The 19,908-nt window shown below is 73.3% G+C and carries 17 protein-coding genes, 1 pseudogene and 1 riboswitch; of the genes and pseudogenes, 13 read left to right on the top strand and 5 right to left on the bottom strand.

Going from position 1 to position 19,908, the window contains the following annotated elements; genetic code table 11:
* The first annotated feature begins 155 nt into the window (after positions 1-155).
* The 6 genes from AMO33_RS15725 (at position 156) to AMO33_RS15700 (ending at position 6,534) form a co-directional block, all read left to right on the top strand.
* Positions 156-908, top strand: a complete 753-nt coding sequence (locus tag AMO33_RS15725) for a hypothetical protein (protein WP_041559859.1) — start codon at positions 156-158, stop codon at positions 906-908.
* A complete protein-coding gene (locus AMO33_RS15720; RefSeq protein ID WP_060593074.1) occupies positions 905-2,482 on the top strand; it encodes a DNA polymerase Y family protein in 1,578 nt (525 codons plus the stop codon). The genes AMO33_RS15725 and AMO33_RS15720 overlap by 4 nt, the downstream gene beginning before the upstream one ends.
* A 31-nt stretch (positions 2,483-2,513) precedes the next feature.
* Positions 2,514-3,263: an alpha/beta fold hydrolase gene (locus AMO33_RS15715; RefSeq protein WP_060593073.1), complete on the top strand. Its 750-nt coding sequence runs from the start codon at positions 2,514-2,516 to the stop codon at positions 3,261-3,263.
* On the top strand, positions 3,260-4,159 hold the full coding sequence (locus AMO33_RS15710; protein ID WP_060593072.1) for a sucrase ferredoxin: 900 nt from the start codon (positions 3,260-3,262) through the stop codon (positions 4,157-4,159). The genes AMO33_RS15715 and AMO33_RS15710 overlap by 4 nt, the downstream gene beginning before the upstream one ends.
* 727 nt (positions 4,160-4,886) lie before the next feature.
* The gene (locus tag AMO33_RS15705) at positions 4,887-5,387 is read left to right on the top strand and encodes a hypothetical protein (protein WP_060593071.1); all 501 of its coding nucleotides are present in this window, start codon (positions 4,887-4,889) and stop codon (positions 5,385-5,387) included.
* Positions 5,388-5,448: 61 nt separating this feature from the next.
* The gene (locus AMO33_RS15700) at positions 5,449-6,534 is read left to right on the top strand and encodes a saccharopine dehydrogenase family protein (RefSeq protein ID WP_060593070.1); all 1,086 of its coding nucleotides are present in this window, start codon (positions 5,449-5,451) and stop codon (positions 6,532-6,534) included.
* A 173-nt stretch (positions 6,535-6,707) separates the two neighbouring features.
* Here AMO33_RS15700 and AMO33_RS15695 read toward each other — a convergent pair whose 3' ends face one another.
* The gene (locus AMO33_RS15695; RefSeq protein WP_060593069.1) at positions 6,708-7,514 is read right to left on the bottom strand and encodes a DUF1460 domain-containing protein; all 807 of its coding nucleotides are present in this window, start codon (positions 7,512-7,514) and stop codon (positions 6,708-6,710) included.
* A 250-nt stretch (positions 7,515-7,764) separates the two neighbouring features.
* Positions 7,765-8,697 (bottom strand): annotated as a pseudogene (locus AMO33_RS15690) (SDR family NAD(P)-dependent oxidoreductase); the annotation flags it as partial.
* Between the two features lie 138 nt (positions 8,698-8,835).
* Here AMO33_RS15690 and AMO33_RS15685 point away from each other — a divergent pair.
* From AMO33_RS15685 to AMO33_RS15665, 5 genes are read left to right on the top strand one after another with little or no spacing between them, the layout of a single operon-like run.
* A complete protein-coding gene (locus tag AMO33_RS15685) occupies positions 8,836-9,291 on the top strand; it encodes a hypothetical protein (RefSeq protein WP_041559861.1) in 456 nt (151 codons plus the stop codon).
* 4 nt (positions 9,292-9,295) lie between these two features.
* Positions 9,296-12,736 carry an error-prone DNA polymerase gene (locus AMO33_RS15680; protein WP_060593067.1) on the top strand — a complete coding sequence of 1,147 codons (3,441 nt, stop codon included), beginning with the start codon at positions 9,296-9,298 and terminating at the stop codon, positions 12,734-12,736.
* Between the two features lie 54 nt (positions 12,737-12,790).
* On the top strand, positions 12,791-13,684 hold the full coding sequence (locus tag AMO33_RS15675; protein WP_107103107.1) for a M48 family metalloprotease: 894 nt from the start codon (positions 12,791-12,793) through the stop codon (positions 13,682-13,684).
* Between the two features lie 59 nt (positions 13,685-13,743).
* Positions 13,744-14,718: a DUF4349 domain-containing protein gene (locus AMO33_RS15670; RefSeq protein ID WP_060593065.1), complete on the top strand. Its 975-nt coding sequence runs from the start codon at positions 13,744-13,746 to the stop codon at positions 14,716-14,718.
* The gene (locus AMO33_RS15665) at positions 14,672-14,905 is read left to right on the top strand and encodes a DUF167 domain-containing protein (protein ID WP_060593064.1); all 234 of its coding nucleotides are present in this window, start codon (positions 14,672-14,674) and stop codon (positions 14,903-14,905) included. Before AMO33_RS15670 ends, AMO33_RS15665 begins: the two co-directional genes overlap by 47 nt.
* A 216-nt stretch (positions 14,906-15,121) precedes the next feature.
* Here AMO33_RS15665 and AMO33_RS15660 read toward each other — a convergent pair whose 3' ends face one another.
* Positions 15,122-15,586, bottom strand: a complete 465-nt coding sequence (locus tag AMO33_RS15660) for a tRNA (cytidine(34)-2'-O)-methyltransferase (RefSeq protein WP_011207450.1) — start codon at positions 15,584-15,586, stop codon at positions 15,122-15,124.
* A 151-nt stretch (positions 15,587-15,737) separates the two neighbouring features.
* Between AMO33_RS15660 and AMO33_RS15655 the strand changes: the two genes are divergently transcribed.
* Positions 15,738-15,983 carry a DUF3017 domain-containing protein gene (locus tag AMO33_RS15655; protein WP_081433277.1) on the top strand — a complete coding sequence of 82 codons (246 nt, stop codon included), beginning with the start codon at positions 15,738-15,740 and terminating at the stop codon, positions 15,981-15,983.
* A gap of 1 nt (position 15,984) precedes the next feature.
* On the opposite strand, the gene metX is transcribed toward AMO33_RS15655, so the two are convergent.
* Positions 15,985-17,139 carry a homoserine O-acetyltransferase MetX gene (gene metX, locus AMO33_RS15650; RefSeq protein ID WP_081433278.1) on the bottom strand — a complete coding sequence of 385 codons (1,155 nt, stop codon included), beginning with the start codon at positions 17,137-17,139 and terminating at the stop codon, positions 15,985-15,987.
* 34 nt (positions 17,140-17,173) lie between these two features.
* Positions 17,174-17,284: riboswitch (SAM riboswitch) on the bottom strand.
* A 299-nt stretch (positions 17,285-17,583) separates the two neighbouring features.
* On the opposite strand from metX, the gene AMO33_RS15645 reads away from it, so the two are divergent.
* Complete coding sequence (locus AMO33_RS15645) at positions 17,584-18,801, top strand: NADP-dependent isocitrate dehydrogenase (RefSeq protein ID WP_011207453.1); 1,218 nt, start codon at positions 17,584-17,586, stop codon at positions 18,799-18,801.
* Positions 18,802-18,941: 140 nt separating this feature from the next.
* Here AMO33_RS15645 and AMO33_RS15640 read toward each other — a convergent pair whose 3' ends face one another.
* Entirely contained in the window at positions 18,942-19,817 is an 876-nt protein-coding gene (locus tag AMO33_RS15640) for an NAD(P)-dependent oxidoreductase (RefSeq protein ID WP_060593063.1), read from the bottom strand.
* Between the last annotated feature and the right edge of the window lie 91 nt (positions 19,818-19,908).

Genomic DNA, 19,908 nt, shown 5'->3' with positions numbered 1-19,908 from the left:
GGTGGCGGTGAGGGTACCGCGCGGCCCCGCCTGCCGATCCCCGGGGTGGGCTTCTGCTCGCCGACTATCGAACGTATATTCGATAGCGATCGATAGCTGAATCGGTGCTGGCGCTCGCTTCGCCTCGGAGTCCATCTGGGAAGTAGGTGGTTGTGATGGGTTCGGACGCGCGGGTGGGGGAGACGGAAAGACAACAGAAGCTGGCCGAACTGCGGCGCAGGATGGCGGCGATTCCCGGCCGGGGCGAGTCCGCGGCGGCTCGCAGCCCGGTGGCGCCGCGGTTGCGGCGCGAACCGCTGCCGGTGCCGCCCGCGCTGGCCGGACTGCTGCCCGACGGCGGGCTCGGCAAGGGCACGGTGGTCTCCTACGCCGGGGCGCGTTCGCTGCTGGCCGGGTTGCTGGCCGCGGTCACCGAGCCCGGTGGGCACGCCGCGGTGGTCGGCGTCCCCGGTTTCGGGCTGCTCGCCGCCGCCGAAATGGGCGCCGACCTGGGCAGGCTGGCCGTCATCCCGGATCCGGGGCCCGATCCGGTCGAGGTGGCCGCGGTGCTGCTGGACGGACTCGACCTGGTCGTGCTCGGCCTGCGCGGCGCCGCCGTACCGCCCGCGCGCGCCCGGGTGATCGCCGCCCGCGCCCGCAACAAGGGCGCCACCCTGGTGGTCACCGACGGCCGCTGGCCCGACGCCACCCTGCGGATGGACGCCAGGATCGCCGGCTACACCGGTCTCGGCGCGGGCTACGGGCGGCTGCGCTCGTTCTGCCTCGACGTCACCGCCGCGCACCGGGCGGGACCGCCGCGGCGCGGACGCATCGAACTGCGTCCGCACGGTGGGCGGGTGGCCTGGTTCGACGTGGACACCGGGCACACGGTGAGCGATCTTCCGGTGGCGGGGGAGGCCGCGTCGTGACCCCGGCCGCGGCGCGGGCGAGCCGGGTGCTGGCGGTGTGGTGCCGGGACTGGCCCGCGGTCGCCGCGGCGGCGGTGGCGGAGGTGCCGCCCACCCGGCCGGTGGCGGTGCTGTCGGCCAACCGCGTCACGGCGTGCTCGGCGACCGCGCGGGTCGCGGGGGTGCGCCGCGGCCTGCGCCGCCGGGAGGCGCAGGCGCGCTGCCCCGAGCTGCATCTGGCGCAGGCCGATCCGGACCGCGACGCGCGGCTGTTCGAGCCGGTGGTCGCCGCGGTCGACGCGACCGTGCCCGGCGTGGAGGTGCTGCGCCCCGGGCTGCTCGTGCTCGGGGCCCGCGGCGCGGCCCGGTTCTTCGGCTCGGAGGAGGCCGCCGCCGAACGGCTCGTCGACGCGGTCGCCGCGGTCGGCGTCGAGGCGCAGGTCGGCATCGCCGACGAGGTGTTCACCGCGGTGATCGCGGCCAGGCACGGCGCCGTCGTCGCACCCGGCGCGGGGGCGGATTTCCTCGCGCCGCTGCCGGTGGCCGAGCTGGCCGTCGAGCCGAGCCTGGCCGCGCCCGAACGCGCCGACCTGGTCGATCTGCTGCACCGGCTCGGCCTGCGCCGGGTGGGCGACTTCGCGGCGCTGCGCCCGGCCGAAGTGGGCTCGCGTTTCGGCGCCGATGCCGTGCTGGCGCACCGCAGCGCGCGTGCCCTCCCGGAACGGCCGCCCTCGGCGCGCAGGCCCGCGCCCGACCTGGTCGTCGAGCATCGCTGCGATCCGCCGATCGACCGGGTGGACGCGGCCGCCTTCGCGGGCAGGCTGCTCGCCACCGAGTTGCACGGCGCGCTGGCGGCGGCGTCGCTGGCCTGCACCCGGCTCGCCGTGCACGCCGAAACCGAAGCGGGCGAACAGCTCTCGCGCACCTGGCGGTGCGCGCAGCCGCTGACCCCGGCCGACACCGCCGACCGGGTGCGCTGGCAGCTCGACGGCTGGCTGACCCGCGGCGACCGCCCGAGCGCGCCCGTCACGCTGCTGCGCCTGGAACCGGTGGAGGTGGTGCGCGCGGGTGCGTTGCAGCTGGGGCTGTGGGGCGGGGTCGGCGAGGAGGACGAGCGGGCGCGGCGCGCCCTGGTCCGGGTGCAGGGGCTGCTCGGCGGTGAGGCGGTCCGGGTCGGGGTGCTCAGTGGCGGGCGCGGGCCCGCCGAACGTGTCACCCTGGTGGTGCTCGGTGACGAACGCGTGCCCGCGGCCGATCCCGACCAACCGTGGCCGGGCCGGCTGCCCGAGCCCGCGCCCGCGGTCCTGCTGACACCCCGCCCGCAGGTGCGGTTGCTCGCCGCCGACGGCGCACCCGTGGAGATCACCCCGCGCGGGCTGTTCACCGCCGACCCGGTCCACCTGCACTGGGAGTCGCGCAGCTGGCGGTTGACCGGGTGGGCCGGGCCGTGGCCGGTGGACGAGCACTGGTGGGCGCCCGGCGGTTCGGCGGCGCTCGCCGCTCGCGCCCAGGTCCGCATCACCGACTCCCAGGACCGGGTGCTGCTGCTCGGCTACCGGGACGGGGTCTGGGAGGCCGAAGGGGTGTACGGCTAGCGGGGCACCGCCGTCCTCGTAGACTCCCCTCGTGAACTCGACGTTTGCCCACCTGTCGTCCCACGGCGTGCGCATCGCCTACCGCGACTCGGGTCCGGCCGACGGCGTGCCCGTGCTGCTGGTGCACGGCATGGGCGGCGACGGCCACACCTGGGACCGGTTCGCGCGCCGCCTGCTGCGCGACGGCCGCCGGGTGATCGTGCCCGATCTGCGCGGCCACGGCCGCAGCTCCCGGGCCGCCACCTACGGATTCGACGAGTTCGGCGCCGACCTGCTCCGCCTGTGCGAGCACCTCGGGCTCGACGGTGTCGACCTGGTCGGTCATTCGCTGGGCGGCTACGCCGTCTCCTGCGTCGCGCAGGAGCGGCCCACGCTGGTGCGCAAGCTGGTGATCGAGGAATGCCCGCTGCCGCTGCGGTCCGGCGACGAGGAACTGAGCCTGACCCGCCGTTTCCCCACCGTGCCCGAACTGTGGCACGCCGCCTCCAGCCTGGTGCGGCATCCGCGCGCGGTGTGGGCCTTCGACCGGTCGATGACCCGCGTCGCCCTCGAACAGTTCCGCAAGCCGAACCCGCAGTGGTGGGAGCGGCTGAGCGAGATCACCGCGCCCACCCTGGTGCTGCGCGGTGGACCCGGCGGCATGGTGGACCCGGAGAAGCTGGCGGTCCTGACCGCGGCCGTGGCCGACTGCACGGTCACCGCCTTCACCTGCGGTCACAGCATCCACCGCGACCGCTACCGGGAGTTCGAGGCGGCTGTGTTGCCGTTCCTGACGGCATGACCGGCGTCGCGGGCATGCCGTGCTCGGCGGCCGCCGTGGACGTGCCGCTGGCGGGCACCGCCACCCGGGTCGACGGCTGGCTCTGTGTCGAACACCCCGGCGCGTGGGGCCGCGACGTGCTCGGCGACCAGGTGCTCGGCCCGCGGATCAGCACCGAACTCGCCGCCCGCACCGCCGCCGCGCGCGTGCGCCCCACCCTGATCCGCAGACCGGGTCGCACCGAGTTCACCGGCGCCCGCACCGTGCTGCTGGCGGCCTCGCGCCCGCAGGACTCCTGGTGCGAGCGGCTGCTGATCGACGACCTGGACCAGCTGCTCGACATCGATCTCGGCCTGCTCGCCGGGCCGCCGCCCGGCCTCGGCGAACCGGTCGCCGACCCGCCGGTGCTGGTGTGCGCGCACGGCAAACGAGACCGGTGCTGCGCCCTGCTCGGGCGCCCGATCGCCGCGAGCCTGGCCGCCGCGTTTCCGGGCCGGGTGTGGGAGTGCTCGCACACCGGCGGGCACCGGTTCGCGCCCGCGATGGTGCTGCTGCCCGCCGGGCTGACCTACGGCCGGGTGGACGCCGACACCGCGGTCGCCGCCGTGCGCGCCGCCGACCGCGGGGCCGTCTCGCTGCCGGGTCTGCGCGGCCGCAGCTGCTACCCGCCCGTCGAGCAGGTCGCCGAACTCGCGGTGCGGGAACGGATCGTCGCGGGTCTCGATGACCTCACCGTCGCGCCCGCCGACCCGGGCACCGCCGAGGTGGCGCACCGCGACGGCCGCCGCTGGGTGGTGCGCACCCGGACGGTGGGACTCGCGCCGCGCCAGGCCAGTTGCGGTGCCGCGGCCAAACCGGTCACCGCCGTCGTCGCCGACACCGTCGAGGAGGCGGACGGGCCGCACCGACCGCAGTGATGTCCGCCTGGTCGGGCCCGGTCGATGCGGTGCCCTCGTGGGCGATGTGCCCGGAGCGGTAGGGTCGCGTGTCGGACGGGGCAGCGCCGAGGGCTTCATTCGGCAGCTGGTCGCCGTGCCGCCGCCGGGACTGCTCGATCGGGGCAGGGGCGAACGGGCAGGGTCGAAGTGAGCAGGGAGGGAACGCATGTCGACGCCGTGGGGGAAGAGTCCGACACCGCCGGACGGGGGCACCGGTGGGGGTGCGGCTGTGCACCCCGCCGCACCGCCACCCGCGCCGATGCCAGGACCGGGGTACGCGTCCGGTCCCGTCCCCACGCCGCCGGGCAGCGGACCGGTGAATCCCACACCACCGCAGGGATATCCGCCGCATCACGCCGCACACCCCGGAGCTCCGATGTCGCCGTCGGGTGCTCCGGCGCATCGGTGGGCCGGTCCGGCGCATCCGGTTCCGCCGCACGCTCCCGCGCCGCCGGGGCAGCGGCACGGTGTCTCCGGGCCGCCCCCTGCGGTCGCGCCGCATCCCGCTGTCCCGCACGGGCATCCGGGAGTACCCGATGCCGCAGCCGCGCCGGCGCATCCTGCCGCGCCGGGTCCCGCGCACATGCCGCATCCCGTCGTCGTGCCGGGACAGCCTGGCGCCCCGGCGCATCCGGTTCTCTCGGTGCCCCCGCACCCGCCCACCGACGGGGCTTCCGTCGCGGTTCCGGGACAGGCCGTCGATCCGATGCAGGACGAGGTGGAGCGGTATCTGGCGGCCGTCGCCCACCAGATGGCGATGGGCCGGTTGCAGGTCGGCCGGAACTGGATCGGTCCGGTGTGGAGCCTGCTCGGGGTCGGGATGGCCGTGGCCACCGAGTTGAATCCGATCGAGCTGGCGGTGTGCGCGGCGGGCGTCGCGGAGATCACCCCCGCTGCCGTCACCGACTTCCCCTGCCGGGTGGACGAATTCGCGCAGTCTCTGCGCAGGCGCAGCGCCTTCGTCGTCAAGGGTGGTGCCTTCGGGGTGGCCGCGCTGGTCTCGCACCGCGTCCACCCGGAGGCGCTGCGGGCGTTGAAGAACCGGTCCCTCAGCTACGGTTCGGTCATCGTCCCCGCCGTCGTCGACCTGGCCGCGCGGCGCCTCCACATCCCGGACAACACACCCCTGATCGGGTTCGCCGTCTGGGGCAGTGTCCGCTCGCAGGCCCGCACCTACCTGCCCGAGCCCCGTCTCGTCCTCGGCTGACCGGGTCCACTCGTGCTTTGATCGTGACCATCGGACCGACGAGCAGAAACAGGTGTGCCCGATGTCGAAGATCGTGCTGTTCGGGGCGACCGGTTATACCGGCCGTCTGACCGCCGCCGAGCTGGTCGCCCGCGGCGCCACACCCGTGCTGGCCGGGCGTGACGCCGCCGCCCTGGCCGCGCTCGCCGCCGAACTCGGCGGGGCACCGACCGCGGTCGCCGACGTGGGCGACCCCGCCTCGGTGCGGGCGCTGCTGGGGCGCGGCGATGTCCTGGTGACCACGGTGGGCCCGTTCCTGCGCCACGGCCGTCCCGCGCTGGACGCCGCGATCGACGCCGGGGCGCACTACATCGACTCCACCGGGGAAGGCCCGTTCATCCGGAGCGTGTTCGATCGGCACGATCGGGCGGTGGCCACGGGGTCGGTGCTGCTGAGCGCGTTCGGCTTCGATTACGTGCCCGGCAACCTGGCCGCCGGACTGGCGTTGCGCGAGGCGCCCGACGCGGCGCGTGTCGAGGTCGGCTACTTCATCGACCGGCCCGGCACCAGCGGTGGCACCCGCGCCTCCATCGCGGGGATGCTGTTCGAATCCGGCTTCGCGTTGCGCGGCGGCGCGCTCGTCGACGAACGCGCCGGTGCCCGGCTGCGCCGTTTCGACGTGGCGGGCGCGACCCGCGCGGGTGTGTCGATCCCCGCCTCGGAACAGCTCGCCCTGCCGCGCTCCTACCCGAACCTGCGTGAGATCGATGTCTTCCTCGGCGTTCCGGAACTCGCCGGACGCGGTATGCAGGCGACCTCGGTGCTGACCGCGGCGTTAGGTCACCTCCCGCCGCTCGAGCGGGGGCTGCGGGCGGGGGTGACCGCGCTCGTGCGCGGCTCCACGGGCGGGCCCGACGCCGCGTCCAGAGCCCGCACCCGGTCCTGGGTGACCGCCCGGACCTTCGACGCCGCGGGCCTGTCCCGCGCGACCGTGACGCTCGCCGGCGGCGACCCCTACGACTTCACCGCGCGGATCATGGCGTGGGCGGCCGACGCCGTGCGCGACGACGGCGTCTCGGGCACGGGCGCCCTCGGCCCGGTCGACGCGTTCGGCCTCGACCCACTGCACGCGGCCTGCGCCGAGGCGGGCTGGCGTCCGGCGGGCTGACCGGGGTCCCGGTCGGGCCTTCCCCGCGCCGCCACCGCCACGATGCCCGGCGATCCACTCGGCCGACCGGCCGGGTCGGAGCGGATGACCCTGCGCCGTCGGGCCGAGGGCCGAGTCACCGGGCCCCACGACGGCAGTCAGTTCGGGTGCACGGCACCCCGGCTCGGGCGGGATCAGTTCGGGCGCAGGACGACGATGCCCGGGACCGTGCGCAGGTAGTCGGTCAGCGGGGTGTCCACGACCCGGTCGACGCCGGGGACCGAGGAGGCGTTGCGGAAGACGGGGCCGTCGGGGGTCTGCACGACGAGGCCGACGTGGGTGACGTCGAGGCCGGGGGCATCGGCGTAGGCGCCGAGGAAGTCGCCCGTGCGCAGCCCGGCCAGGACGGCGGCGTCCACGGCGGCGGCCGGGATGAAGCCGAGGGTGCGGTCGACGACGGGCAGGCCGGGCAGGTAGGCACTGCCGTCGGCCTTGGCGTTGAGGTGCTTGGTGACGGTGACCGTGGCGGGGCTCAGGCTCGCGGTGATGTCGGTGGCGGCGATCCGGTCGACGTGCGCCCAGTCGGTGAAGAAGTGCTTGCGGTGGGCGAAGTCGACCTGTCCGCCCGCGTAGCGGGTCTCGATCAGGTGCCGCACGAAGTCGTCGCGGTCGCCGGACCGGCTGAGGGCCGCCACGTAGTCCAGGAAGGTGAAGCAGTCCACCCGGCGCAGGTCGACGACCAACTGCTCGGGTTCGCCGGCCGAGCCGATCAGCATGTTCGCCCCGTACGGGGTGCCGAGCAACGGCCGCGACAGCGCCTCGAGCAGCTCACCCGTCGGCAACCCGGCCGATGCCGCGCGCACGGCGAGCAGTTCGTCGATCCGGCGGGCGGTGACCTCGTCGACCGCCACGCCCGGCGCGGCCACCGCGGTGGGCAGCAGCGGGACCAGGCCGCAGACGAGCGCGATCACGACGGCCAGTGCGCGGGCGAGGAACCGCAAGACGCCTCCAACGGGTAGCGGGCGACGGACCCCTCCACGGTAGCCGGGCGCACGCCCGCTCGCGTCAGGTCCGGCACGACGGTTCCGATGCCGCTCGAAGGTCGGGACCGTACCCGGGTGGCCGTCGCCGCGACCCCTCGCCGCCCGCGCCGAACCACCCGGGTACCACCCGCCAACCGGGTACCGCGCTGTCGCGGTGCCCCGGCCCCCTGGTCTCACTCGCGCCCGCCGTGGGCGCTCCGCGAACCGCCTACCAATAGACCCCCGGCACCAGCCGTGCGGCTCGGCGCAGGGCGGTCCCGGTGAGGCGGCGGGCGGTCGACGGGCCGGAAGGTGCCGGTCGCGGGGACGGTGCGGGTAGGTGCGCACCGTTCGCGCCCGCGCTGTCCGAATCGCTGATCTCCCCCTTGGCCGCGGGGGAGTCCGGCAGTGCCCGGTAGTAGCGGTGCAGCACGCGGTCGCGGAACTTCGGGGTGAACAGCGCGCCGAACTCGGCGATCGTGCCGAGCGGCACGTCGATGCGCTTGGGGCGCTCGACGAGCGCGCGCACGATGAGCGCGGCCGCCCATTCCGGCGATTCGGCGCGGCCCTGCCGACCGCTCGGGGCGATCATCGGCGTGCGCACCAGCGGCATGTGGATGGTGGTGAAGGTGACCCCGTCGGCCATCGTCTCCACCGCCGCCACCTCGGTGAACTTGTCGAGCGCGGCCTTGCTCGCCAGATACGCCGAGAACCGGGGCGTGGCGGCCTGCACGCCCGCGCTGCTGATCTGCACGATGTGGCCGGACTTGCGGGCCCGCATCTGCGGCAGCAACGCGAAGGTCACCCGCAGCGCGCCGAAGTAGTTGACCGCCATCGTGCGTTCGTAGTCGTGCAGCCGGTCGGTGGAGCGGTGGATGGCGCGGCGGATGCTGCGGCCCGCGTTGTTCACCAGCATGTCGACGTGGTCGTGCTCGTCGAGGATGGCCTTGATCGTGTGGTCGACGGACTCGGATTCGGTGATGTCGCACTGGTAGCCGTGGGCCTGCCCGCCCGCCGCCCGGATCTCCTCGACCACGGCGGTGAGTTCCTCGCCGCGGCGGGCCAGCAGGAACACGGTGGCGCCCTTGCGTGCGACGGCCACCGCCGCCGCGCGCCCGATGCCGGAGGAGGCGCCGGTGATGAGGACGTGCTTGCCGGTGAGATCGCGCCCGTGGTCGGAGGCTGGGGCCATTGATCGCTCCTCGATGCCGAAGCGGCGCCGGAGTGGGCGCCGGATGGGCTTGAACTTACTCCAAAGTAAGTTAGTTCTCCATCGAACATATGTGCGATACTCGTGCGCATGGCGGACGATCGGATGGCGGACATCTTTGCCGCGGTGCGGCTCGGCAGCGACAACCCGGAGGCGGCCCGCAAGGCGCTCGGGGCGCTGTGGGACGAGCTCGACCCGTCCGCCGCCCCGCTCCAACGCTGCGTGGTCGCCCATCACCTCGCCGTCCTCCAGGACGACGACCAGGAGGCGCTGGCCTGGGATCAGCGCGCGTTGGGCGCGGTGTTCGGTCCCGGCGTCGCGCTGGACGAGGGCATGCGCTGCTTCCTGCCCTCGCTGTATCTGAACCTGGCCGACAGCCATCGCCGCGTCGGTGATTTCGACGCCGCCCGCATGCAGCTGGCCATCGCCCGCGGGCACCTGCGCATCCTCGCCGAGGACGCCTACGGCGAACTGATCCGCTCCGGTCTCGACCGGGTGGCCGCGGCGATCGCGGCCGGCTCGACCGAACGTCTGCGCCGGGAGTAGGCGCATGGGCTGGGGTACCGGACCGCCCTCGTGGTCGGAGCTGGAACGGGTGCTCTCGGGTCGTCCCGGCCGGACGGACCCGGAAGCCATGTACCCCGGCGACGGCGGCGACAGCCCGGCCTGGTCCCGCAAGCGCGAGCCCTACCTGGCCGAGCCGATCCGACCCGTCGACCGCCCGACGGTGCCCTACGCCGAGCTGCACGCGCATTCGGCCTACAGCTTCCTCGACGGTGCGAGCCAGCCGGAGGAACTGGTGGAGGAGGCCGTGCGGCTGGGGCTGGAGGCCATCGCCCTCACCGACCACGACGGCTTCTACGGCACCGTGCGGTTCGCCGAGGCCGCCAAGGAGTGGGGTATCGCCACCGTCTTCGGCGCGGAGCTGTCGCTCGGCGTCGCGCGGCCCGCACCCCGGCGGAGCGCCCGCAAGGCGGCGCGGGGCCGCGGCGGTGCCGTACGGTACGCCGCCACACCGGAATTCGAGCACGCCGCGGCTCCCGACTCGGCGCCGCGCACCGGCGAGCCCGACCCGCCGGGACCGCACCTGCTCGTGCTCGCCCGCGGGCAGGAGGGGTATCGCCGGTTGTCCCGCGAGATCGCGGCCGCGCATCTGGCGGCGGGGGAGAAGGGCGTGCTCCGCTACGACATCGATGCCCTCACCGCCGCGGCCGGCGGGCACTGGCACATCCTGACCGGCTGCCGCAAGGGGCATCTGCGCACGGCACTCGCGGACGACCTGGCGGCGGGCGAGACCGGCCTGCCGCGCGCCGAGGCCGCACTGCGCGACCTGGTCGAGCGGTTCGGCGCCGACCGGGTGAGTGTGGAACTCACCCACCACGGCGTCCCGGCGGACGACGAGCGCAATGCCCTGCTCATCGCCCTCGCCGACCGGGTCGGCCTGCCGGTGCTGGCGACCACCGGTGCCCATTTCGCCGGTCCCGAGCAGCGGCGGCGGGCGATGGCACTGGCCGCCATCCGCGCCCGGCGCAGCCTGGACGAGATGGCGGGCTGGCTGGCCCCGGCCGGCGGCGCGCACCTGCGTTCCGGCGCGGAGATGGCGCGGCTGTTCGCCGCCTGTCCCGACGCGGTCGCCAATGCCGTTGCGCTGTCCCGGGAATGCGCGTTCGACCTGCGCCTGATCGCGCCCCAGCTACCGCCGTTCGCGGTGCCGGACGGTCACGACGAGAACTCCTGGCTGCGCAAACTGGTACTGCGCGGCGCGGCGCGGCGCTACGGCCCGCCGCACGCCAACCCGCCCGCCTACCGCCAGCTCGAACACGAGCTCGAGGTGATCGCCACCCTCGGCTTCCCCGGCTATTTCCTGGTGGTGCACGACATCGTCAGCTTCTGTGAGCGGAACGGAATTCTCTGCCAGGGCCGCGGTTCGGCGGCCAACTCCGCGGTCTGCTTCGCCATCGGCATCACCAATGTCGACCCGGTGGCCAACGAGCTGCTGTTCGAGCGCTTCCTGTCCCCGGAACGCGACGGGCCCCCCGACATCGACATCGACATCGAGTCCGACCGCAGGGAGGAGGCCATCCAGCACGTCTACGCCAGGTACGGCCGGGAATACGCCGCGCAGGTGGCCAATGTGATCACCTACCGCGGCAAGTCGGCGGTACGTGACGCGGCCAAGGCACTGGGGTTCTCGCCCGGCCAGCAGGACGCCTGGAGCAAACAGGTCAGCCGCTGGACCGGGGTCGGCGCCGAGACCGGCACCGACATTCCCGAACAGGTGTTGCGCCTGGCCGCCGATCTCGAGGGCCTGCCGCGGCACATGGGCATCCATTCCGGCGGCATGGTGATCTGCGACCGGCCCATCGCCGACGTGTGCCCGGTGGAGTGGGCGCGCATGGCCGGGCGCAGTGTCCTGCAGTGGGACAAGGACGATTGCGCCGCGGTCGGGCTGGTGAAGTTCGACATGCTCGGCCTGGGCATGCTCTCGGCACTGCACTACATGATCGACCTGGTGCGCGAGCACGAAGGCGTCGAGGTGCGGCTGCACGAGCTCGACCTGAAGGAACCCGCGGTCTACGAGATGCTCTCGCGCGCCGACTCGGTCGGTGTCTTCCAGGTGGAGTCGCGGGCGCAGATGGCGACGCTGCCCCGGCTGCGACCGCGCGAGTTCTACGACCTGGTGGTGGAGGTCGCGCTGATTCGGCCGGGTCCGATCCAGGGCGGTTCCGTGCACCCCTACATCCGCCGCCGCAACGGCACCGAGCCGGTCACCTACGACCATCCGGCGCTGGAGAATTCGCTCGGCCGCACGCTCGGGGTGCCGCTGTTCCAGGAACAGCTCATGCAGATGGCGGTCGACGTCGCCGGCTTCACCGCCGCCGAGGCCGACCAGCTGCGCCGGGCGATGGGGTCCAAGCGCTCGCCCGAGCGGATGCGGCGGTTGAAGGAACGCCTCTACCGGGGGATGGCCGAGTTGCACGGCATCACCGGCGAGGTCGCCGACCGGATCTACGAGAAGCTCTACGCCTTCGCCAATTTCGGCTTCCCGGAAAGTCATTCGCAGAGCTTCGCGGCGCTCGTCTTCTATTCGGCCTGGTTCAAGTTGCACCATCCGGCCGCGTTCTGCGCCGGGCTGCTGCGCGCGCAGCCGATGGGGTTCTATTCGCCGCAGTCGCTGGTGGCCGACGCGCGCAGGCACGGGGTACCGGTGCACGGGCCCGACGTCAACGCCAGTCTGGCCGAGGCCACCCTGGAGAACGGCGGGCGCGAGGTCCGGCTCGGCCTGGCCGGGGTGCGCCACATCGGGTCGGAGCTGGCCGAGCGCATCGTCGCCGCCCGCGTCGAGCACGGCCCCTACACCTCGGTTCTCGACCTCACCGGGCGCGTGGAACTGACCGTCGCACAGGCCGAGGCGTTGGCCACGGCGGGCGCGTTCGACGGTGTCACCGGCCCGTCCGGCGCCGAGCGCTCCGGTGGGCGGCGGGCGGCGCTGTGGGCGGCGGGGGCGGCGGCGCGGGAACGCGCGCATCTGCTGCCCGGCACCGGCCCGGCCGCCGACGCGCCCGCCCTGCCCGGGATGAGCGCGCTCGAACTCGCCGCCGCCGACGTCTGGGCCACCGGGATCTCACCCGGCAGTTATCCGACCGAATTCCTGCGCGCCCGCATGGACGAACTCGGCGTGATCCCGGCGGGTCGGCTGCTCGAGGTGCGCGACGGTTCGCGGGTGCTGGTGGGCGGGGCGGTCACGCACCGGCAGCGCCCGGCCACCGCGGCGGGCGTCACCTTCCTCAATCTGGAGGACGAGACCGGGATGGTGAACGTGGTCTGCTCGGTGGGCTTGTGGACGCGCTATCGCGCACTCGCCCAAAGCGCTTCGGCGTTGCTGGTGCGCGGGCGGGTGCAGAACGCGGAGGGGGCGGTCAGCGTGGTCGCCGAGCATCTGCAGCTGTTGTCGTTGGGCATGGGGTCGCGCTCGCGCGATTTCCGTTGACGCCGCGGCGAACTCCGGCCGTGCGCGGCGCGGTGATCCGTACGATGATCCCTCGTGTCTGTGATCCTCGCGTCGGTGCTGATCCTGCCGACCATCCTGCTCAGCCTGCTGATCGTCGGCACGGCGGGCGCGCTGCTCGGATCCTGGGCGGTCCTGGTGCTCGGCGGCGCCTGGCTGCTGTACGGCGTGGTGCTGGTGTGGATCGCCTGGTACGCGCCGGAGCGCGCGAGGATCGCGGCCGTGCTCGACGGTTACCGCCGGCCCGAGCCCGCCGAGGCGCGACTGCTGGCGCTCGCGTGGGAGCCCGTCGCCCGCGCGGCGGACGTGCCGGGGCGGCATCCGTTGCGGGTACAGGACGGTGCGCGGGCCACCGCGACGCCCGCGCCGTCGTCGGCGATCGCGGTCACCGCGTGGGCACTGCACGATCTGCCCGCGGCACAGGTGTCCGCTCTGCTGGCGCAGGCGCTGGGGCATCACGCGGGCGCCGACCCGCGGCTGCGGCTGTGCGGTGCCTGGTGCGCCTGGCCCGCGGCGATGCTGTGGCGGGTGCTCGCCTTGGTGGGCAGGCCGTTCGACCTGCTCGGGTACCGCGCCCCCGTGGTGCGCGCCGTCCTCGGACTGGTCTCGCTGCCGGTCCTGGTGGTGGTGCTCGGCCACCGTGTCGGGTTGCCTGCCGCGATCTTGCTGGCGGCGGTGCTCGCCGTCGAACCCTTCGCGCGCGCCGCTCGTTCCCGCGCCGCCGAGACGGCCGCCGACCGCTACGCGGTCGCCCTCGGGTACGGTCCGCCGCTCGCCGCGGCCCTGCGCACCTGGGCCGCCGCGCACGAGCCGCCGCTGCCGCTGTGGTATCGCCGCCTGCTCGGCAGCGAAGCGCCGACGCCGGTGCGGCTGCGCGAGATCGAACGGGCCGCACCCGAACGCCCGGTCCCCGGCGGCCGGGCGGCATGACGGTCTCGGCGCCGCGCCGAATCCACTTCCGTCGCCGTCCCGGCCGCTACGCTGCGACCATGCGGAAGCTTGCGGTCCTGTGTGTCGCCCTGCTCGGGTCGGTGTTGCTCGTCTCGTGCGGCGGTGACGGCGAGGATTCCGGCGCCCGGCCCGACATGGGCACCGCCGCGCCCGCGATCAGCCCGCCCGGCCTGCGCGAGCAGGCGCCGAGCCCGGCCGACAACGCCCCCGACACCTCGACGCTCGACCGCAAGGAGGTGGTCACCGGCAGCGTCGAGATCACCGCCGCCGACCCGATCGCCGCGGCGGGCCGGGTCGCCGACCAGGTGCGCGCCGTCGACGGCCGGATCGACAGCCGCACCGAACAACCCGGCACCGACGACACCGACCCGTCGGCCACCCTCACCGTGCGCGTACCCGCCGACCGCACCGACGCCTTCGTCGACGGACTCGGCGGGATCGGCGAACTCACTCGGGTCAGCACCAACCGCGACGACGTCACCATGCAGTGGGAGGACCTCGACGCCAGGATCAAGGCGTTGCAGGCCTCGGTCGACCGGTTGCGCGCGCTCATCGCGGGCGCCACCACCACCGCCGACCTGATCGCCGCCGAGGAAGCGCTCGGCAGCCGCCAGGGCGAACTCGACAGCCTCACCGCCCAGCAGCGCCGCCTCGCCGACCAGGTCGCGCTGTCCACCCTGACCATCTCGATCACCGCCGCCGACAAGGGTTCTCGCGACGACGGGCCGACGAACTTCTGGGACGGCGTGGTGGCGGGCTGGCATTCGCTGGTCGACTGGTTGCAGGACGCGATCGTGTTCCTCGGCAAGGCGGTGCCGTGGCTCGGCTTCCTCGCGCTGCTCGGCGCGCTCGGCTGGGCGCTCCTGCGACTGGTGCGCCGCCGCCCCGCGCCCGCCGCCGGCACCCGACCCACCGCGGCCGTCGGCCCCGATCGACGCGAAAGCGCTCCGCAGACAGGAGGTTCCGGTGCCGACCAAGGTGGTGCGCGCGACGATCAAACCGAACAGCCGTAAGGGCCCGCTGGTCGAGACCGCCGCCGACGGCACCCTCACCCTCTACGTCCGCGCCCCCGCCGTCGAGGGCAAGGCCAACAAGGCCGCCATCGACCTGCTGGCCGCCCACTACGGTGTCCCCAAATCGGCCGTCCGCCTCACCGCAGGCGCCACCTCCCGCCACAAACGTTTCGACATCGACGAATAGGCGCGGCTCCAGCCGACTACGGCCACGCGACTACGGCCACGGCGCCGGACCGGTGGCCGACGCCCACGCGGCCGGCGCCCTGTTGTCCACCAGCCGGATCGCCACCGCTCCGCGTAGGACCGCGCCTGTGGGGTGAATGCGGCCGCCGTCGTCACCACCGCCGCGACATCGAGCACAGTAGCGGCGCCCACCGACAGGCGGGGGCGGATCCGGGGATCAGATCGCGCCGGGGAAGCCCTGTTGGCGCCAGGCCTCGTAGACGGTGACGGCGGCGGCGTTGGAGAGGTTCATCGAGCGGCGGCCGGGCAGCATCGGGATGCGCAGGCGGTCGGTGATGTGCGGGTCGGCGAGGACCTCGGCGGGCAGTCCGGTGGGCTCGGTGCCGAACAGCAGCACGTCACCCGGGCGGTAGGCGATGTCGGTGTAGCGCGTGCTGCCCTGGGTGGTGAAGGCGTACACCCGCTCCGGCGCCAACGCCTCCCACGCCGCCGCCAGGCTCTCGTGCACGGTCACACTGGCCAGGTCGTGGTAGTCCAGCCCCGCCCGCCGCAGCTTCGCCTCCGACAGGTCGAACCCCAACGGCTCGATCAGATGCAGCGCACACCCCGTCCCCGCCACCAGCCGGATCGCATTACCGGTGTTCGGCGGAATCCGCGGCTCATGGAAGACCAAATGGAACACAACGCAGAAGCTTCGCACGACCGCCCGGCGGCGCGGCGGTCCGGTCCGCGACCGTGCCCCTTCGCATGGAAGAATCGCGCGGGTGAGTGATGTGGAGGGTTCCGGCGAGCCGCGGGGCGGGGCGGGCCAGTTCCTGCGTACTCATCTGCCGATGGTGCTGGTGGGGCTGGTGGTGCTGGTCGCGGTGGTGTTCGTGGCCTCCGACCGGTGGCGGCGCGGTGCGCTGATCTTCGGCGGGGCGGCGTTGCTCGCGGCGGCGCTGCGGCTGTGCCTGCCGAGCATCCGGGTGGGGGTGCTGGCGGTGCGCAGCAAACCGTTCGACGTGGCGGCGCTGACGCTGCTCGGCTCGGCGATCGTGTTCCTGGCGGTGACCATCAACACGCTCGGCGTGGGCTGATTCAGCGGTGGGCGCGCGCCAGCCGCATCGTCTCGACCAGCAGTTTGCCGATGGCGGCGGTTTCGGTGAGGAACCCGTCGTGTCCGTCGCGGGAATGCACGACCTCGAGCCGCGCGCAACCGGGTAGCAGGTCGGCCAGCTCCTGCTGGGTGTGCAGCGGGTAGAGCCGGTCGGAATCGACGCCGCCGACCACGCACGGCACCGGGGTGGCGGCCAGCGCGGCCGCGACGCCGCCGCGCCCGCGCCCGACGTCGTGCCGGTTCATCGCCTCGGTGAGCAGCACATAGGTGGCGGGATCGAAACGCCTGCACAGCTTCTCGGCCTGGTGCTCGAGGTAGCTCTGCACCGCCCAGCGCCCGCCGTCGAACGGATCCTCGCCGTCCTGGGCGTGATTGGCGAAGCGGTGGTCGAGCTCGTCCTCGGTGCGGTAGGTCAGGTGCGCGATGCGGCGCGCGATGCCCATTCCGGTGGTGGGTGCGCGGCCGGTGTCGTGGTAGTCGCCGCCCTGCCAGTCCGGGTCGGCGGTGATGGCGGCGATCTGGGTGGTCTGGGTGCCGATCTGGTCGGCGGTGGCGCGCGCGCCGACCGCCAGCACCAGCGCGGCGGCGACCCGCTCGGGGGCACCGACCATCCATTCGAGCACCCGCATGCCGCCCATCGAGCCGCCGACCACGGCGGCCAGCCGGTGGATGCCGATCCGGTCGAACAGCGCGGCCTCGGCGGTCACCTGATCGCGGATCGAGATCGCCGGGAAGCGCGAGCCCCACGGCTTGCCGTCGGGTGCGGTGGAACCGGGGCCGGTGCTGCCCTTGCAGCCGCCGAGCACGTTGGTGGCGATGACGCACCATTCGTCGGTGTCCATCGGCGCGCCGGGCCCGACCATGCCGTTCCACCAGCCGGGCAGCTGGTGCACGTCGTCGGCCGGGCCGACGACGTGGGAGTCGCCGGTGAGGGCGTGCTCGACGAGCACGACGTTGTCCAGGCCGGGGGAGAGCTCGCCCCAGCGCTGCACGCCGAGGTGGACGTCGGGGATGACGGCGCCGCTCTCCAGCCGGATGTCGCCGACGGGCACGATGGCCAGGGTGCCGTCCGGCGGCGGCAGCAGTTCCGCCCCGGTGGCCGAGGGGCAGGGGCTCTGATCGGTGCTCACGGTCACGCGGACCACTCGATCATGTCGGGAAAACCTCCTGCGAGCGCGCTTGCCCCCGACCTTCGGGAGCCCGGTCATCACCCGGAGCACCCCACCGCAGCTGGAGGGTTGCCGGCCAGCGAGCCGGGGCTTGACGCTGGCGCTCATGACCTGACCGCCATGGTAACCGGGCGGGCCGCGATGGCCGAAATCCGGCCCCCGGTGTCATCATGGGTGAGGTGCTCGAGATCACTCCGAGCTTACTGGCCGGTAACCGTCACATCGCCCGCACAGGGCCCCCTCCCCGCACGGTGCGGACGGCGGCAGCAGTACGCTCGTCTTGTTTGCACCACGTGTCCCGCGGACAATGCGGGGCATATACGTTGTCTGTTGAACAGCTGGGGTCCGCTCACAAGCGTGTTCGCCTGGCCGTGCAATGAGGGCACACATCCTAGGAGGACACGAAGATCCATGTCCAAGATCAAGGTTGAAGGCACCGTCGTCGAACTCGATGGTGATGAGATGACCAGGATCATCTGGCAGTTCATCAAGGACAAGCTGATCCACCCGTACCTCGACGTGAACCTCGAGTACTACGACCTGGGCATCGAATACCGCGACAAGACAGACGACCAGGTCACCGTCGACGCGGCCGAGGCGATCAAGCGCCACGGCGTCGGTGTGAAGTGCGCCACCATCACCCCGGACGAGGCGCGCGTCAAGGAATTCGGCCTGAAGAAGATGTGGCGCTCGCCCAACGGCACCATCCGCAACATCCTCGGCGGCACGATCTTCCGCGCCCCGATCATCATCTCCAACATCCCGCGCCTGGTGCCGGGCTGGACCAAGCCGATCATCATCGGCCGCCACGCCTTCGGCGACCAGTACCGCGCCACCGACTTCAAGGTGTTCCAGGGCGGCACCGTGACCCTCACCTTCACCCCCGACGACGGCAGCGAGCCGATCGTGCACGAGGTCGTGAAGATGCCCGAGGACGGCGGCGTCGTGATGGGCATGTACAACTTCAAGAAGTCCATCGAGGATTTCGCGCGGGCCTCGTTCAACTACGGCCTGCAGCAGAACTACCCGGTGTACATGTCGACGAAGAACACCATCCTGAAGGCCTACGACGGCATGTTCAAGGACACCTTCCAGGAGATCTTCGACACCGAGTTCAAGAGCCAGTTCGACGCCGCGGGCCTGACCTACGAGCACCGCCTCATCGACGACATGGTGGCCTCCTCGATGAAGTGGGAGGGCGGCTACGTCTGGGCGTGCAAGAACTACGACGGCGACGTGCAGTCCGACACCGTCGCGCAGGGCTTCGGCTCGCTGGGCCTGATGACCTCGGTGCTGCTGACCCCGGACGGCAAGACCTGTGAGGCCGAGGCCGCGCACGGCACCGTCACCCGGCACTACCGCCAGCACCAGCAGGGCAAGCCGACCTCGACGAACCCGATCGCGTCGATCTTCGCCTGGACCCGTGGCCTCGAGCACCGCGGCAAGCTGGACAACACCCCCGAGGTGATCGGTTTCGCGCAGACCCTCGAGGACGTCGTCATCAAGACCGTCGAGGGCGGCCAGATGACCAAGGACCTCGCGCTGCTCGTCGGCGGCGACCAGGGCTACCTGACCACCGAGGAGTTCCTCGGCGCGCTCGACACCAACCTGGCCCGCGCGCTGCGCTGACCCAGCCGACCCACCGGACACGGGGCGGGCCTGTCGGACCCTCCCCGCCCGGCGCCGGGCACACGGACCCGGTGCCGGATCGAACGGGCACCCGCCCACCGCATGCCGCGGTGGCACGGGTGCCCGAGCCGTCTGCGGGGTCAGGAGGTCACCGGCGCCGCGGTCAGCGCCGCGACCGCGCGGGTGAAGCTGGCCGCGCCATGACCCGCGGCGACCTCGGCGTCGAAGATCCGCTGCAGCGGATCGAGCAGGTCGGTGGCCACCCCCTCGGCCCGGGCGGTCGCGCGGATGTCGGCCAGGCCGCTGCGATTGACCGCAAGGTCGGAGTAGTTCACCGGGTACTCGCCCGAGTCGATCTCCGCGGCGAGGGTGGGCAGCATGTCCAGCAGCGCGCGCAGCCAGGGCGCGAGGTAGGTCTCGGTGAAGCCGACCGCGCCGGCCCGCTCGCCGCGCGTCATCGCCACGGCCTGGAAGAACCCGCCGAACAGCCCGTACATCCCGGCGAGCACGGCCATGTCGTGCCTGGCCGCCGAGCCCGGGTCGGATCCCACGTAGCGGGCCTCGCCGAGCAGCGCGACGACCGCGCCGAACTCGGTGTTCGCCGCGGGCGACCCGCTGTAGACGAGCAGGGTGTCGGGGGTGCCGAGGGTCTGCGGGACACCGAAGACGCCGGCGTCCAGCACCGGGATGCCGCCCAGCCGCGTGGTGAGTTCGGCGGCCTGGTCGGGGCGTCCGGTGGCGACGTTGAGCACCGTGCGTCCGGCCAGCGCGTCGGCGAGCGGGGTGAGCAGTTCGGTCGCGGCCGGGGTGTCGGCGAGCACGGTGATGATCAACCGTCCCGCCGCGACCGCCGTCCGCGGGTCCGGTGCGCGCCGGGCGCCGAGGGCGTCGAGATGTGCGGCTCGGCCGGGGGTGCGGTTCCACACCGTGGTCGGGTGGCCCGCGCGCACCAGGATCTCGGCGACGGCGGCGCCCATCCGGCCGAGGCCGAGCACGGTCACGGGTGTCTTGCTCATGGTTCCTCCGTGGATTTCGGGGTTGTCGGGTGGGCGCCCTGGAATCAGTTTCCGGACGGATGCACCGCAGCGGTGAGTGGCAGAACCGACC

This window comes from Nocardia farcinica (genome assembly GCF_001182745.1).
GTDB classification, from domain to species: domain Bacteria; phylum Actinomycetota; class Actinomycetes; order Mycobacteriales; family Mycobacteriaceae; genus Nocardia; species Nocardia farcinica.
This window is presented reverse-complemented; position numbering and strand designations above follow the sequence as displayed.

What these genes read in the sequence shown, in the direction of transcription:
- AMO33_RS15670 (WP_060593065.1), top strand. Translation starts at nt 13,744, where the DNA reads ATGCGGAAGCTTGCGGTCCTGTGTGTCGCCCTGCTCGGGTCGGTGTTG.
- AMO33_RS15705 (WP_060593071.1), top strand. Translation starts at nt 4,887, where the DNA reads ATGCAGGACGAGGTGGAGCGGTATCTGGCGGCCGTCGCCCACCAGATG.
- AMO33_RS15685 (WP_041559861.1), top strand. Translation starts at nt 8,836, where the DNA reads ATGGCGGACGATCGGATGGCGGACATCTTTGCCGCGGTGCGGCTCGGC.
- AMO33_RS15710 (WP_060593072.1), top strand. Translation starts at nt 3,260, where the DNA reads ATGACCGGCGTCGCGGGCATGCCGTGCTCGGCGGCCGCCGTGGACGTG.
- AMO33_RS15655 (WP_081433277.1), top strand. Translation starts at nt 15,738, where the DNA reads ATGGTGCTGGTGGGGCTGGTGGTGCTGGTCGCGGTGGTGTTCGTGGCC.
- AMO33_RS15725 (WP_041559859.1), top strand. Translation starts at nt 156, where the DNA reads ATGGGTTCGGACGCGCGGGTGGGGGAGACGGAAAGACAACAGAAGCTG.
- AMO33_RS15640 (WP_060593063.1), bottom strand. Translation starts at nt 19,817, where the DNA reads ATGAGCAAGACACCCGTGACCGTGCTCGGCCTCGGCCGGATGGGCGCC.
- AMO33_RS15700 (WP_060593070.1), top strand. Translation starts at nt 5,449, where the DNA reads ATGTCGAAGATCGTGCTGTTCGGGGCGACCGGTTATACCGGCCGTCTG.
- AMO33_RS15645 (WP_011207453.1), top strand. Translation starts at nt 17,584, where the DNA reads ATGTCCAAGATCAAGGTTGAAGGCACCGTCGTCGAACTCGATGGTGAT.
- AMO33_RS15680 (WP_060593067.1), top strand. Translation starts at nt 9,296, where the DNA reads ATGGGCTGGGGTACCGGACCGCCCTCGTGGTCGGAGCTGGAACGGGTG.